Here is a 13720-nt window from a genome sequence, read left to right as displayed (position 1 = left end):
ACCCCCTGCGGGTATATGATACCGGATTTCCCAAGGATCCTGCCGGTTCGTCCCGTCTCGGCCGGGCCCAGTGCTGATCACTGTGCCCGATGGGCGACACTGTTGGAACGCCGGTTAGCCGTGGCCGGATGATGCGCCTAGCATCAGCCTGACCGAATCCAAAGCATCCCGAGGACCCCACGTGCGCTTTCGTCTGACCCCCAGGGAGACGAGCTTCTACGACATGTTCGCCGCGTCCGCGGACAACATCGTCACGGGCTCGAGGCTCCTGATGGAACTGCTCGGGGCGGATTCCTCCGCCCGGGCCGAGATCGCGGAGCGGATGCGGGCAGCCGAACACGCCGGTGACGACGCCACCCACGCGATCTTCCACCAGCTCAACTCCTCGTTCATCACGCCGTTCGACCGCGAGGACATCTACAACCTCGCGTCGTCCCTCGACGACATCATGGACTTCATGGAGGAGGCCGTCGACCTGGTCGTCCTGTACCAGGTCGAGGAGCTTCCGAAGGGTGTGGAGCAGCAGATCGAGGTCCTCAGCCGAGCCGCCGAGCTCACCGCGGAGGCCATGCCGAATCTGCGCACCATGGACAACCTGACCGAGTACTGGATCGAGGTCAACCGGCTGGAGAACCAGGCCGACCAGATCCACCGCAAGCTGCTCGCCCAGCTCTTCAACGGCAAGTACGACGCCATGGAAGTCCTGAAGCTGAAGCAGATCGTCGATGTGCTGGAAGAGGCGGCCGACGCCTTCGAGCACGTGGCCAACACGGTGGAGACCATCGCCGTGAAGGAGTCCTGACCGGCTCATGGACACCTTTGCTCTGATCGTGACGATCGGCGTCGCCCTGGGATTCACGTACACGAACGGATTCCACGACTCCGCCAACGCCATCGCCACTTCCGTATCCACGCGTGCGCTGACGCCCCGTGCGGCGCTCGCCATGGCCGCGGTGATGAACCTCGCCGGTGCCTTCCTCGGCAGCGGCGTCGCCAAGACGGTGAGTGAGGGGATCATCGCGACCCCGGTGGGCGACAAGGGGATGGGGATCCTCTTCGCCGCGCTCGCGGGCGCGATCGTCTGGAACCTCATCACCTGGTACTTCGGGCTTCCCTCGTCCTCCTCGCACGCCCTGTTCGGTGGAATGGTGGGTGCCGCCCTCGCGGGCGGGACCACGGTCTACTGGGCCGGGGTGTGGGAGAAGATCGTCATCCCGATGTTCACCTCGCCCGTGATCGGGCTCGTCGTCGGCTACCTGGTGATGACCCTCATCATGTGGCTCTTCCGGCGCTCCAACCCGCACAAGGCCAAGCGCGGCTTCCGTATCGCGCAGACCGTCTCCGCCGCCGGCATGGCGCTCGGGCACGGTCTCCAGGACGCGCAGAAGACGATGGGCATCGTGGTCATGGCGCTCGTCATCGGCGGCCACGAGTCCTTCGAGGACCCGATTCCGGTCTGGGTCAAGATCGTGTGTGCGGTGATGCTGTCGCTCGGTACGTACGCGGGTGGCTGGCGGATCATGCGCACGCTCGGGCGCAAGATCATCGAGCTGGACCCGCCGCAGGGCTTCGCGGCCGAGACCACGGGTGCGTCGATCATGTTCGGTTCGGCGTTCCTGTTCCACGCGCCGATCTCCACGACGCATGTGATCACCTCGGCGATCATGGGTGTGGGCGCCACGAAGCGTGTGAACGCGGTGCGGTGGGGTGTCGCCAAGAACATCATCCTGGGGTGGTTCATCACGATGCCGGCGGCAGCGCTTGTCGCTGCGGCGGCGTACGGGGTTGTTTGGCTGGCCTTCGGGTAAGTCGTGGCCCGCGCCGTGGCTGAGGTCGCGGGGCTCCGCCCCGGGCCCCGCTGCTCAAACGCCGCAGGGGCTTGATCGTGTGAAAAGGCCCGCCCCTTTCGGGGCGGGCCTTTTCTGGTCCTCGTGGCGGCACCGCCATGCAGCGCCACGAGGAGATCGGATGTCAGCCGAAGCGGCCCGAGATGTAGTCCTCGGTGGCCTGGACGGACGGGTTGGAGAAGATGCGTTCCGTCTCGTCGATCTCGACGAGCTTGCCGGGCTGGCCGACCGCCGCGAGGTTGAAGAAGGCGGTGCGGTCCGAGACACGGGCCGCCTGCTGCATGTTGTGCGTCACGATGACGATCGTGAACTGCTCCTTCAGCTCGCCGATCAGGTCCTCGATCGCGAGCGTGGAGATCGGGTCGAGCGCCGAGCAGGGCTCGTCCATGAGGAGGACGTCCGGCTCGACCGCGATCGCGCGGGCGATGCACAGGCGCTGCTGCTGACCGCCGGACAGACCCGAGCCGGGCTTGTTCAGGCGGTCCTTGACCTCGTTCCAGAGGTTGGCGCCCTTCAGGGACTTCTCGACGACCTCGGAGAGCTCCGACTTCTTGTACTTGCCGTTGAGCTTCAGACCCGCCGCCACGTTGTCGAAGATCGACATCGTGGGGAAGGGGTTGGGGCGCTGGAACACCATGCCGACGGTGCGGCGCACGGCGACCGGGTCGATGTGGGACCCGTACAGGTCCTCGTCGTCCAGGAGCACCTTGCCCTCGACGCGGCCGCCGGGGGTGACCTCGTGCATCCGGTTGAGGGTGCGCAGGAACGTCGACTTGCCGCAGCCGGACGGGCCGATGAAGGCCGTCACGGAACGGGGCTCGACGGTCATCGAGATGTCTTCGATCGCCTTGTGGGCGCTGTAGTAGGCGGTGAGTCCGCTTACGTCGATTCGCTTGGCCATGATGGGTTCTCTACTTCCGGTACGTCGCTGAGTTGGGGTTGCCGCGTCAGCGGCCGGCCTTCGGGGCCTTCCAGCGGGCTACGCCGCGGGCCGCGAGGTTGAGGATCATGATGAAGGCGATGAGCACCAGGGCCGCCGCCCAGGCACGGTCGTACGCCGCCTGGCTGCCGCCGCTGCTCGCGTACTGCTGGTAGATGTACAGCGGCAGCGAGGCCTGCGGGCCTTCGAACGGGTTGCCGTTGATCAGCGGGTTGCCGAAGACGAGGAGCAGCACGGGGGCCGTCTCGCCTGCGATGCGGGCGACGGCCAGCATGACGCCGGTCGTGATGCCGCCGATCGACGTCGGCAGGACGACCTTGAGGATCGTGCGCCACTTCGGGATGCCGAGGGCCAGGGAGGCCTCGCGCAGCTCGTTCGGGACGAGCTTGAGCATCTCCTCGGTGGAGCGGACCACGACCGGGATCATCAGGATGGCCAGGGCCATCGAGCCGGCGAAGCCGGAGAAGCCGAAGCCGAGGATCAGGATCCAGAAGGACAGGATGAACAGGCCCGCGACGATCGACGGGATGCCCGTCATCACGTCGACGAAGAACGTCACCGCCTTCGCGAGCTTCCCGCGCCCGTACTCGACCAGGTAGATCGCCGTGAGGATGCCGATCGGCACCGAGATCACGGTGGCGATGCCGACCTGTTCCAGCGTGCCGAGGATGGCGTGGTAGATACCGCCGCCCTCCTGGTACGAGGTGACGAAGCCCATCGAGTGGCTCAGGAAGTACGGGTCGAGGACCTTGATGCCGCGCGCGATCGTCTCGTAGACGAGGGACGCGAGGGGGACCACGGCGAGGATGAAGGCGACCCAGACGATGCTGGTCGCGAGGCGGTCCTTGGCCTGGCGGCCGCCCTCGACCTTGGCGGCGAGGGCGTACGAGACGAGGACGAACAGGAGGGCCGCGAGCAGGCCCCACTGGATGCGACTGGAGAGTCCGGCGCCGAGGCCGATGGCGCAGCCCGCGGCGATCGAGCCGACGGCGATGGCCCAGGGGGCCCAGCGGGGCAGGCGCGCGGCGCTCAGCGTGCTCGGCGGCTTCGGGGCGTCCGGCGTGCCCGGCGTCTTGGCGGGAACGGTTGCGTTGCTCATGCGTTGGCCCCCGAGTACTCCTTGCGGCGGGCGATGATCAGGCGGGCCGCGCCGTTCACGAGGAGCGTGATGACGAACAGGACGAGGCCCGAGGCGATGAGGGCGTCGCGGCCCTGGTCGTTGGCCTCGGAGAACTTCGCGGCGATGTTCTGCGCGAAGGTGCCGCCGCCCGGGTCGAGCAGGCTGGTGTGGATCAGGAAGTCGGGGGAGAGCACCGTGGCGACGGCCATCGTCTCGCCGAGCGCGCGGCCGAGGCCCAGCATCGAGGCGGAGATGACGCCGGAGCGGCCGAAGGGGATCACCGACATCCGGATGACCTCCCAGCGGGTCGCGCCGAGCGCGAGCGCCGCTTCCTGGTGCATCTGGGGCGCCTGCCGGAAGACCTCACGGGAGACGTTGGTGATGATCGGCAGGATCATGATCGCCAGCAGGATGCCGACGGTGAGCAGGGTGCGCGGGGCGCCGCCCTGGTACTGGAAGATGCCGGTCCAGCCGAAGTAGTCGTCGAGCCAGTGGAACACGCCGGTCATGTGCGGCACGAGGAAGAGCGCGCCCCACAGGCCGTAGACGATGGACGGCACGGCGGCCAGCAGGTCGATGACGTAGGCGATGATGCCGCTCAGCTTCTTCGGCGCGTAGTGCGTCAGGAAGAGCGCGATGCCGACGGCGACGGGCACGGCGATCACCATGGCGATGATCGAGGTGACGACCGTGCCGAAGACGAGGACGGCGATGCCGAAGACCGGCGGGCTCGCGGTCGCGTTCCACTCGAAGGTGGTGAGGAAGTTGCCCTCGTTCTTCGAGAGGACCAGCGAGGCGCGGTAGCTCAGGAAGACCGCGATCGCGGCCATGATCACCAGGAGAAGGATGCCCGAGCCGCGCGAGAGGCCGAGGAAGACCCGGTCTCCGGGGCGGGTGGCACCGCGGGCGGCGCGCTTCTGCTCGGAAGGTGAGGGGCGATCGGTGGGCGCCGGTGGTGGCGCCGGTGATTGCGTGGTTATGTCCATGGGGTTCTCCGGTCTGCGAAGTCCCGTCCCCGGTGGGGGAGTTGAGAGCTACGGGGCTTCTGGCGGCGGTGCACCGGACGGTGCGGGCCACCCGGGTTCAACCGGTGGGTGGCCCGCACGCCTTGAGTCAGCTGATGCTCGCGACGGTCTCGCGGACCTTCTTGTTGATCTCGGTGGGGATCGGGGCGTAGCCCAGGTCGGCGAGGACCGCCTGGCCCTCGTCGGACGAGGTGTAGTTCAGGAAGGACTTGGTGGCGGCCAGGGTCTCCGCCTTGTTGCCCTTGTCGCAGACGATCTCGTACGTGACCAGGGTGATCGGGTAGGCGCCCGCGGCCTTGGTCGCGTAGTTCAGTTCGAGGGCGAGGTCCTTGCCGGTGCCCACGACCTTGGCGTCGGCGATCGCCTTCGAGGCGTTCTCCGTGGTGGCCTTGACGGGCTCGCCGGCGCGGGTGTCGATGTCGACGGTCTTCACGCCGTCCTTGGCGTAGGACAGCTCGACGTACGTGATGGCGCCGTCGGTCTGCTTGACCTGCTGGGCGAGGCCGGAGGAGCCCTGCGCGGACTGGCCGCCCTTGGCCTGCCAGGCCTTGCCGCCCTCGTACTTCCAGTCGGCCGGGGCGGCGGACTTGAGGTACTTGGTGAAGTTGTCCGTGGTGCCGGACTCGTCGGAGCGGTGGAACGCCTGGATCTTGGTGGACGGCAGCTTGGCGTCCGGGTTCAGCTTCTTGATCGCCGCGTCGTTCCACTTGGTGATCTTCGAGTCGAAGATCTGGGCCAGCGTCTTGGCGTCCAGCGTCAGGTTGTCGACGCCCTGGACGTTGAACGCGACGGCGATCGGGCCGCCGACCATCGGCAGGTCGATGCCCTGGCCGCCCTTGCAGACCTTCTTCGAGGCGGCGATCTCCTCGGGCTTGAGCGCCGAGTCGGAGCCGGCGAAGGCGACCTGGCCCTGGTTGAAGGCGGTGACGCCGGCGCCGGAACCGTCGGGCTTGTAGTTGAGCTGCACGTCGGAGCAGGCCTGCGCGTAGGCCTGGCGCCAGGCGTCTATGGCGTTGGCCTGGGCGGACGAGCCGATGCCGAGGAGCTGGCCCTTGGCGTCGTCGCACTTGATGTTGCCCGCCTTGGCGGACCCGGGAGCGGAGGTGCCCGTGCTGGTGTCGTCGGAGCCGCACGCCGTGAGGGCCAGGGCGCCGGAGACGGCGAGAGCGCCGAAGGAGAGGGCGCGGAGCCGGTTCTTGCGCTGAAGCTTCACTTTCGGTGTTCCTTCCAGGAGCCGCCGGCCTTCTCTGTCTCTGTGGCGGCATGCGGTCTGCGGTTGGTTTCAGTCGAGCCGCGGATCGTTCCCGGGGGCCGGGGACTCACCGTGTAAGGCTGAAATTAGGCAGATCAGGTGAAGCGGCCGATGGGCGTGAGTGAACGCAGGGTGAACCTAAGCGGGCGGCGTGGTTAGGTCACGGTACGGATACAGGGTGTGACCGTCAGGTGGTGTGGAGGGCGTCGAGCAGGGCGTCGACGAGGGGGCGGTCCCTGGGCTGGGTGAGGCGGGCGCGGGCCTCGGGCGGTGTGAGCCAGACGATGCGGTCGACTTCGCGGTTCGGTGTGAATGTGCCGGTGGTCGCTTCCGCGGCCCAGTAGCTGACCTGCTTGGGGCGGCCGTTCGCGAGGTAGCGGGCCGTGGGGAGCGCGGGGCCGGGTTCGCAGTCGTGGCCGGTTTCCTCGCGTACCTCGCGCAGGGCGCCGGCGAGGGCGTCCTCGCCGCGCTTGAGCTTTCCCTTGGGGTGCGACCAGTCGCCGTACTTGGGCCGGTGGACCAGGCAGATCTCAACTCCCTGACCACTGTGGGGAGTTGTCCCGGGGGTCGCCTGGCGGCGCCACAGGACGCAGCCTGCCGCGAGGACGGTGCGGGGGTCGTCCTGATGCACGGTCATGGGGTGCCCACCCTTTGTCGTTGCCATGCCTGTCCGAACGCGATCCTGGCGGCCGCGACCTCGTGACGCTGGTCGGCGTGGAGCACGCCGAGGGCGTACGCGGTCGTGGGCGCGATGCGAGGGGTACGGGCCGCGTGGGCCGCCGCGGCGGCGGCCTCGGCGGCGTCCCTGTGGGCGTTCAGGGCGTCGGCCGCTTCGAGGAGTCGTACGTCCATGGGGGCGCCCCGCACCACTTCGCGCGCGTAGCGGTGCAGGCGCAGCAGGAGGCGTACGTGGTGCCAGGAGGCGTCGGCGTCCGCGTTGTAGGGGTGGCTGGTGTGGTGGAGGGTGGTGGCGGCCTCGGTGAGGCGGGATTCGGCCTCCGCGGCGAGCTTCTCCAGCGCGGTGTCGGCGGTGGCGAGCGGGACGTCGCTGGCCAGCACGGCGACGTTGTCCGCGACCGCGTGGAAGCGGGCGGAGCCGAGGGCCTGGAGGGCGGTGCTGTGGGCCCTTGTGCGGGCGAGCGTGAGCTGGCGCTCCAGCAGGGCGGATGCCTTTGCGGCGCCGAGGGTGAGGGTCTCCCGCGGCTCCGGGGCGGGAGTCGGGGTCGGGGCCGATGTGTCGGCGCGCGGCGCCGGGGGCCGCCTTGCCCACCCTGCCGCCCCAGGCGGCAGATTGCCCAAGGCTGGGGCACTATCAAGCCCCGCACTTGGACGAGAGCCAGCGGGGTCCGGGGCGGAGCCCCGTGGCGTGGGAGCGGGCGGCGTCGACAAGGCGTGCAGGGCCGAGGTCAACCGGTCCAAGCGGGACGCATACGCGTGTTCGCGGGCCAACGTCCCCGACAACCACGCCAGTTCGGGCCGCAACGCGTCCGACCAGTCCGTGTCGAGGAGCGGCCGGAACGTGTGCAACGTGCCGCTGATACGCCGCGCGGCCCGCCGCAACGCGCGCGCCGCGTCCGCCGTGTCGCCTGCCGCGCCGCTCTCACGGTGCTGCCGCAGCGAGCGCAGGAACTCGGTTGCCTGGGAGCGGAGATAGCACCCCAGGGCATCGACTTCGCTCCCGCTCAGCGGCTCGCTGGACTCAAGGTGTCGCTGTGCCACGCCGGCGCCTCCGGGCGTCTATGAGCATCTCCTGTACGTTGCGCAGGGGCAGCCCGTCCGCGTCCAGCGCGTGCCGGGTCCAGTTGCCGTCCGGGCCCAGGTGCCAGGAGGCGGTGGTGTCGGACATCCCCGTTTCGAGCAGTCGGCTGAGCGCCGCGCGATGGGCCGGGTCCTCCACGCGGACCAGGGCCTCGATGCGGCGGTCGAGGTTGCGGTGCATCATGTCGGCGCTGCCGATCCAGACCTCCGGTTCGCCGCCGTTGCCGAAGGCGAAGACGCGGGAGTGCTCCAGGAAGCGGCCGAGGATCGAGCGGACCCGGATGTTCTCGGACAGGCCCGCGACGCCGGGGCGGACGGCGCAGATGCCGCGCACCCAGATGTCGACGGGGACACCCGCCTGCGAGGCCCGGTACAGCGCGTCGACGACGGCCTCGTCGACCATCGAGTTGACCTTGACGCGGACGTGGGCGGGGCGGCCCGCACGGTGGTGCTGGACCTCCTTCTCGATCCGCGTGATCAGGCCCGTACGAAGGGACTTGGGGGCGACGAGGAGACGGCGGTAGGTCTCGCGGCGCGAGTAGCCGGACAGCCGGTTGAAGAGGTCGGAGAGGTCGGCCCCGACTTCCTGATCGGCCGTCAGCAGGCCCAGGTCCTCGTACAGTCGGGCCGTCTTGGGGTGGTAGTTGCCGGTGCCGACGTGGCTGTACCTGACCAGCTGGTCGCCCTCCTGGCGTACGACGAGCGACAGCTTGCAGTGCGTCTTCAGGCCGACGAGACCGTAGACGACATGGCAGCCGGACTCCTCCAGCTTGCGGGCCCACTTGATGTTGGCCTGCTCGTCGAAGCGGGCCTTGATCTCGACCAGGACGAGCACCTGCTTGCCGGCCTCCGCGGCCTCTATCAGCGCGTCCACGATCGGTGAGTCGCCCGAGGTCCGGTACAGCGTCTGCTTGATGGCGAGCACGTCCGGGTCCGCCGCGGCCTGCTCCAGGAAGGCCTGTACGGAGGTGGAGAACGAGTCGTAGGGGTGGTGGAGCAGCACGTCGTGGCTGCGCAGCGCGGCGAAGACGTCGGGGGCCGAGGCCGATTCCACCTCGGCGAGGTCGCGGTGGGTGCCCGCCACGAACTTGGGGTACTTCAGCTCGGGGCGGTCGATGCCCGCGATGGAGAAGAGTCCTGTGAGGTCGAGGGGGCCCGGCAGCGGGTACACCTCGGCCTCGCTGATCTTCAGCTCCTTCACGAGGAGGCTGAGTATCTCCGGGTCGATGGTCTCCTCGACCTCAAGGCGCACCGGCGGTCCGAAGCGGCGCCGCATCAGCTCCTTCTCCAGGGCCTGGAGCAGGTTCTCTGCGTCGTCCTCCTCCACTTCGAGGTCCTCGTTGCGGGTCAGGCGGAACATGTGGTGTTCCTCGACCTTCATGCCGGGGAACAGCTCGCCCAGGTGCCGGGGCGCGGCGATGACGTCCTCGATGGGGACGTAGCGCTGGGGCGAGGCCTCCAGGAAGCGGGCGAGCAGGGGAGGAACCTTTACCCGGGCGAAGTGGCGGTGGCCGGACACGGGGTTCGAGACGACGACGGCGAGGTTGAGGGAGAGCCCCGAGATGTACGGGAAGGGGTGCGCGGGGTCGACGGCCAGCGGGGTGAGCACCGGGAAGATCTGCTGCATGAACAGCGTGTAGAGCCGGGCCTGCTCCTTCTCCGTGAGCTCGTTCCAGCGCACGACGTGGACGCCCTCGTCGGCGAGGGACGGGGCGATCTCGTCCTGGTAGCAGGCGGCGTGCCGGGCCATGAGCTCGCGGGAGCGGTTCCAGATCAGCTCCAGGACCTCGCGGGGCTGCAGGCCGGAGGCCGAACGGGTGGCGACGCCGGTCGCGATGCGGCGCTTCAGGCCCGCCACCCGGACCATGAAGAACTCGTCCAGGTTCGAGGCGAAGATCGCCAGGAAGTTGGCCCGTTCCAGGAGGGGGGTGTTCGGGTCCTCGGCCAGCTCCAGGACCCGCTCGTTGAACGCGAGCCAGCTGCGCTCGCGGTCCAGGAAGCGGCCCTGCGGGAGCTCCGCGCCCTCCTGGTTCGCGTAGTCCTCCTCGTAGTCGTCCGGGTCGGCGTCGATATCGGCGACGATGCCGGCGAGCTTCGCGGCGGCCAGGTCGTACTCGCCGCCCGCCACGGGGTGTGGCCGGTGCGCGGCGAGCGACCCCACGGACGGCTGGGGCTGCGCGGCCGCCGGGGCCGGAGCCGTGTCGGCGTGGTCCGTCTGGTCCTGTGCGGCGTTCGGCTGGCTCATGGCCCCATTCTTCCGCGCGGACGCCGTCCGGGGCGCGCCGACCGCGTCGGAGTACGCGGGCGCCAGCGTGAGGCTGCCGCGGCGGGCGGGCTCGGCGGGTTCGGGGGCGGGGGGCTGCATTCCGTGAGCGTCGCAAGGCCGTCTGAATCGACGGTTACGGCGACATGACGTACGGGCTATGGGCGGGCGGCCCGCGGGGGCGGGGCCCGGGAATCCGGGGCCGGGGCCCCCGCTCGGGGTCAGCGGGCGCGGCGGCGCAGCAGCCAGAAGGCGGTGGCGGTGGCGGCGGCGGTGAGGGCGAGGACCAGGGTGGTCTCGACGAGCTGGAGGGGCCAGAAGTGGGACGGCGGGTGGCCCTCGCGGTAGAAGCCCGTGACGTTGTGCGCCGTGAGGCACGCGCGGTCGTCCACGCACAGGGGGTCGGAGACACGGGCCCCGGAGGCGGTCACCGCGCCCTCGGAGACCAGGGACCCGGCGAAGTACTGGTAGCTCTCGTTCACGTCCCCGGTCACCGTCACCGTGGGCCACAGCCGGTCGCGGACCGCGTCGAGCGCGCCGACCACCACGGCCGTGGCGATCAGGGAGTAGCCCGCCGCAGGCAGCGTGCGGCGCGTCAGGAGCGCCACCATCGCGCCGATGGCCAGGCCGAGCAGCGGCAGCGCCACGGTCGTCGGGCCGAGGACGTTGTAGAGCTGCGTCGACCCGTACCAGCGGTGGTCCGAGAGCCCCGGGGCCTCGGAAGCGACGAGGCGGCGCAGCAGCATCAGGATCGTGGTGCCGACGACGAGGAAGGCCGCGGGCAGCGCCAGCTTCGCGGCCAGCCAGCGCACCGGGGACACGGACTGCGTCCACGCCAACTGGGCTGTACCGCTGCCCAGTTCGCGCCCGATGAGCAGGCCGCCGGCGAACACCGAGGCCGCCACCGGCACCAGCGTGACCAGGGTGTCCGTGAGAGTGAGGACGTAGTGGTACGCGTCCGCGGTCGCGCCCTTCGCGGTGCAGCCGTTCGCGGTGGCCGGGTTGCAGTGTCCCGTGATGTCGAGCCCGGCCGTGCCGGGGCCCCACAGCCACAGCAGCAGGGCGCCCGTGACGGCGACGAAGGCGATCCACAGCCAGGCGGCGACGCGGTGCAGTCGCAGGACCGTCCGGGGCAGGCCCAGGGGAATCGTGGTGGCGCTCATGCGGCGCCCTCCTTGGTGAGCGGGGCGACGGGCGGCTCCGGCTGGAACCGGCGCAGCACGAGGAACGCGGCGACGACGGCCAGCGCGGCGAGCCCGAGCAGGACGCCGGTCTCGGCGAGCTGACGCGGCCAGAAGTCGGGGGAGGGGAGGTAGTGGCGGGTGAATCCGGTGATGTCGTGCCGGTCGAGGCAGTGCTGCGTCATGCAGCCGGGGTCGCGGATCTCCGCCCCCGTCGACGTGATCGCCTTGCTGTGCACGGGGAGCTCCGGCTGCTGGTAACTGCCTTGGAGCGGCCAGGAGTTGGCGCGGAACGCGCCCACCAGGTACGTCACGATCCCGGCCAGGGCGGCGGCCGGCAGCGTGCGCCGCAGTACCAGCGCGGCCAGCACCCCGACGGCCAGGCCGAACAGGGCGTTCGCCACCGTCGCGGGACCCACGGAGAAGGCGAAGTCGCGCGGGCCGATGCCGGCGACGAGCAGATGGTTCCGGCCGTCCCACACCAGTCGGTGGAGGATCACGACGAGCGTCGTGCCGACGGTGACGAGCAGCGCGGGTACGGCCAGCTTCGCGGCCAGCCAGCGGGCAGGGGAGACGGACTGGGTCCACGCCAACTGGGCGGTGCCCTGCTCCAGTTCGCGGGCGATCAGCGGGCCCGCCGCGAAGACGGCGATGACGCACGCGGCGATCCGGGCCAGGGTCAGGGGGTCGTAGAAGAGGGCGTCGAAGCTGTTGCCGATGAACGGCAGGAAGGCGGAGATCGCGCCCTGCCACGCGTTGTCCTGTGCTCCGCTGTAGCCCAGCTTGTCGAACGCCGCCTGGGACTCCGAGGAGCCGGGGCCCCACAGCCACAGGAGCAGGCCGAGGCTGACCACCACGTAGCCGACCCACACCCACATCGCCCTGCGGTGCAGCCGCAGGACCGTCCACACCAGGCCGTCGGGTCCGGGCTTCGTGCGGCGCACGGCGGAGGGCTTGTCGAGGGCCGGGGCGCTCACGCGGTCACCGCCGTCCGGCGCGGGCCCGCCGTGGTGCCCGGCGTGAGCATGGGCGGGGCGTCGGGGGAGCGGAGGTGGGACAGGAGCAGCTCCTCCAGGGAGGGCTCCTGGACCTGCCAGCCCTCGCCGACCGGCCCGTCCCTGCGGATCAGGGCGGTGACGCCGCGGCCGGAGGCGCGGGACTCGACCACCGTGTGCGGAGCGAGGTCGCCGCGTCCCGTGACCAGGCTGTGTGCGCCGATCAGATCGTCGATGCCGCCGCCGAGCCGGATCCGGCCGCCGCCGAGCAGCAGCAGGTGGTCGCAGGCGTCGGCCAGTTCGGTCACGATGTGCGAGGACATCAGGACGGTCGTGCCGTGCTCGGCCGCGTCCGCCATCAGCGTGCCCATCATCTCGTGCCGCGCCAGCGGGTCGAGGTCGGCCATCGGCTCGTCGAGCAGCATCAGCTCGGGGCGCTTGCCGAGGGCCAGGGCGAGCGCGACGCGGGTGCGCTGGCCGCCGGAGAGCGAGCGGATCTTCGCCTTCGGGTCGAGCTCGCCCTGTTCGACGATCTTCGACGCGTACGCGGCGTCCCAGCGCTCCGGGTTGAGCGCGGCGCCCACCTGAAGGGTGTCCGCGACGGACAGCTGGGGGTACAGGGGCTTGCTCTGGGCGAGGTAGGAGACCTTCGAGCGGTGCACACCGGGGGCGGCGCCGAGCACGGCGATGCTCCCCGCGGTGGGACGCGACAGGCCGGCCGCGATGGTCAGCAGTGTCGACTTGCCCGCTCCGTTCGGCCCGACGAGTGCGCTGATCCGGCCCGCGGGCAGCCGGAACGAGCAGTCGTCCAGGGCCGCCGCAGCGCGCCGTCCGTAGCGCTTGACGAGGCCGTTCGCCTCGATGGCCGTGCTCATGAAGTCCCCTTGGGATTGGTGCCGAAGTGCGCCTCCAGGGCGCTGCCGAACAGGGCTTCGACGTCCTCGCGGTCGAGGCCCGCCTCCTTCGCCCTGCCCGTCCAGTCGTCGAGCTCCGCTCTCAGCGGTGAGTCGGCGGAGCCGGAGCCGAGCGTCGCGCGGACGAACGTGCCGAGCCCTCGCCGGGCCTCGACGAGTCCGGAGCGCTCCAGCTCGCGGTATGCCTTCAGCACGGTGTTCGGATTGATCGCTGTCGCCGCTACGACCTCGCGGGCCGTGGGCAGCTTGTCCCCCGGCTCGAGCATTCCGAGCCGCAGTGCGTGCTCGGTCTGGTGGACGATCTGGAGGTAGGTGGCGACGCCCGTGTGGCGGTCGATGCGGAATTCGATGACCGGTTCCTGTGCCACGGCGTACCCCCTTTCACTAATCAAGTAGTGAAAGGGTGATGCAAGAGAGGGGGCGGC

The 13720-nt window shown here is 70.0% G+C and carries 13 protein-coding genes; 2 read left to right on the top strand and 11 right to left on the bottom strand.

Going from position 1 to position 13720, the window contains the following annotated elements; translation table 11 throughout:
- Nucleotides 1–181 precede the first annotated feature (181 nt).
- Both ACFYWS_RS09185 and ACFYWS_RS09180 read left to right on the top strand, forming a co-directional pair.
- The gene (locus tag ACFYWS_RS09185; RefSeq protein WP_389271624.1) at nucleotides 182–802 is read left to right on the top strand and encodes a DUF47 domain-containing protein; all 621 of its coding nucleotides are present in this window, start codon (nucleotides 182–184) and stop codon (nucleotides 800–802) included.
- Nucleotides 803–809: 7 nt separating this feature from the next.
- The gene (locus ACFYWS_RS09180; protein WP_389271621.1) at nucleotides 810–1808 is read left to right on the top strand and encodes an anion permease; all 999 of its coding nucleotides are present in this window, start codon (nucleotides 810–812) and stop codon (nucleotides 1806–1808) included.
- A 163-nt stretch (nucleotides 1809–1971) separates the two neighbouring features.
- Here the strand turns inward: ACFYWS_RS09180 and pstB are convergent, their stop codons facing one another.
- The 11 genes from pstB to ACFYWS_RS09125 all read right to left on the bottom strand — a co-directional run bounded on the left by pstB (nucleotide 1972) and on the right by ACFYWS_RS09125 (nucleotide 13663).
- Nucleotides 1972–2748, bottom strand: a complete 777-nt coding sequence (gene pstB, locus ACFYWS_RS09175; protein ID WP_389271618.1) for a phosphate ABC transporter ATP-binding protein PstB — start codon at nucleotides 2746–2748, stop codon at nucleotides 1972–1974.
- 46 nt (nucleotides 2749–2794) lie between these two features.
- Nucleotides 2795–3886 (bottom strand): phosphate ABC transporter permease PstA, encoded by a 1092-nt coding sequence (gene pstA / locus ACFYWS_RS09170; RefSeq protein WP_389271615.1) that lies wholly within the window; start codon nucleotides 3884–3886, stop codon nucleotides 2795–2797.
- Nucleotides 3883–4893 carry a phosphate ABC transporter permease subunit PstC gene (pstC, locus tag ACFYWS_RS09165; RefSeq protein ID WP_389271612.1) on the bottom strand — a complete coding sequence of 337 codons (1011 nt, stop codon included), beginning with the start codon at nucleotides 4891–4893 and terminating at the stop codon, nucleotides 3883–3885. Before pstC ends, pstA begins: the two co-directional genes overlap by 4 nt.
- Nucleotides 4894–5020: 127 nt before the next feature.
- Entirely contained in the window at nucleotides 5021–6145 is a 1125-nt protein-coding gene (gene pstS, locus ACFYWS_RS09160) for a phosphate ABC transporter substrate-binding protein PstS (protein ID WP_389271609.1), read from the bottom strand.
- 226 nt (nucleotides 6146–6371) lie between these two features.
- Nucleotides 6372–6821, bottom strand: a complete 450-nt coding sequence (locus ACFYWS_RS09155) for an NUDIX hydrolase (protein WP_389271606.1) — start codon at nucleotides 6819–6821, stop codon at nucleotides 6372–6374.
- A complete protein-coding gene (locus ACFYWS_RS09150; RefSeq protein WP_389271603.1) occupies nucleotides 6818–7903 on the bottom strand; it encodes a CHAD domain-containing protein in 1086 nt (361 codons plus the stop codon). Before ACFYWS_RS09150 ends, ACFYWS_RS09155 begins: the two co-directional genes overlap by 4 nt.
- Nucleotides 7884–10307, bottom strand: coding sequence for an RNA degradosome polyphosphate kinase (locus tag ACFYWS_RS09145; RefSeq protein ID WP_389271600.1), 2424 nt, complete (start codon nucleotides 10305–10307; stop codon nucleotides 7884–7886). Before ACFYWS_RS09145 ends, ACFYWS_RS09150 begins: the two co-directional genes overlap by 20 nt.
- A gap of 119 nt (nucleotides 10308–10426) precedes the next feature.
- Nucleotides 10427–11368 (bottom strand): hypothetical protein, encoded by a 942-nt coding sequence (locus tag ACFYWS_RS09140; RefSeq protein ID WP_389271597.1) that lies wholly within the window; start codon nucleotides 11366–11368, stop codon nucleotides 10427–10429.
- A complete protein-coding gene (locus tag ACFYWS_RS09135; protein ID WP_389271594.1) occupies nucleotides 11365–12363 on the bottom strand; it encodes a hypothetical protein in 999 nt (332 codons plus the stop codon). The genes ACFYWS_RS09140 and ACFYWS_RS09135 overlap by 4 nt, the downstream gene beginning before the upstream one ends.
- Nucleotides 12360–13256: an ABC transporter ATP-binding protein gene (locus ACFYWS_RS09130; RefSeq protein ID WP_389271591.1), complete on the bottom strand. Its 897-nt coding sequence runs from the start codon at nucleotides 13254–13256 to the stop codon at nucleotides 12360–12362. The genes ACFYWS_RS09135 and ACFYWS_RS09130 overlap by 4 nt, the downstream gene beginning before the upstream one ends.
- On the bottom strand, nucleotides 13253–13663 hold the full coding sequence (locus ACFYWS_RS09125; RefSeq protein ID WP_389271588.1) for a GntR family transcriptional regulator: 411 nt from the start codon (nucleotides 13661–13663) through the stop codon (nucleotides 13253–13255). Before ACFYWS_RS09125 ends, ACFYWS_RS09130 begins: the two co-directional genes overlap by 4 nt.
- Nucleotides 13664–13720: the final 57 nt, after the last annotated feature.

This window comes from Streptomyces sp. NPDC002795 (assembly GCF_042888725.1).
Taxonomy (GTDB): Bacteria; Actinomycetota; Actinomycetes; order Streptomycetales; family Streptomycetaceae; genus Streptomyces.
The sequence above is the reverse complement of the archived record's forward strand: the minus strand, read 5'-3'. Positions and strand labels throughout refer to the sequence as shown.

Bases quoted from the DNA above. Each gene is read 5' to 3' on its own strand.
- ACFYWS_RS09140 (WP_389271597.1), bottom strand. From the start codon at position 11,368: ATGAGCGCCACCACGATTCCCCTGGGCCTGCCCCGGACGGTCCTGCGA.
- ACFYWS_RS09155 (WP_389271606.1), bottom strand. From the start codon at position 6,821: ATGACCGTGCATCAGGACGACCCCCGCACCGTCCTCGCGGCAGGCTGC.
- ACFYWS_RS09130 (WP_389271591.1), bottom strand. From the start codon at position 13,256: ATGAGCACGGCCATCGAGGCGAACGGCCTCGTCAAGCGCTACGGACGG.
- pstA (WP_389271615.1), bottom strand. From the start codon at position 3,886: ATGAGCAACGCAACCGTTCCCGCCAAGACGCCGGGCACGCCGGACGCC.
- pstB (WP_389271618.1), bottom strand. From the start codon at position 2,748: ATGGCCAAGCGAATCGACGTAAGCGGACTCACCGCCTACTACAGCGCC.
- ACFYWS_RS09180 (WP_389271621.1), top strand. From the start codon at position 810: ATGGACACCTTTGCTCTGATCGTGACGATCGGCGTCGCCCTGGGATTC.
- pstC (WP_389271612.1), bottom strand. From the start codon at position 4,893: ATGGACATAACCACGCAATCACCGGCGCCACCACCGGCGCCCACCGAT.
- ACFYWS_RS09145 (WP_389271600.1), bottom strand. From the start codon at position 10,307: ATGCAGCCCCCCGCCCCCGAACCCGCCGAGCCCGCCCGCCGCGGCAGC.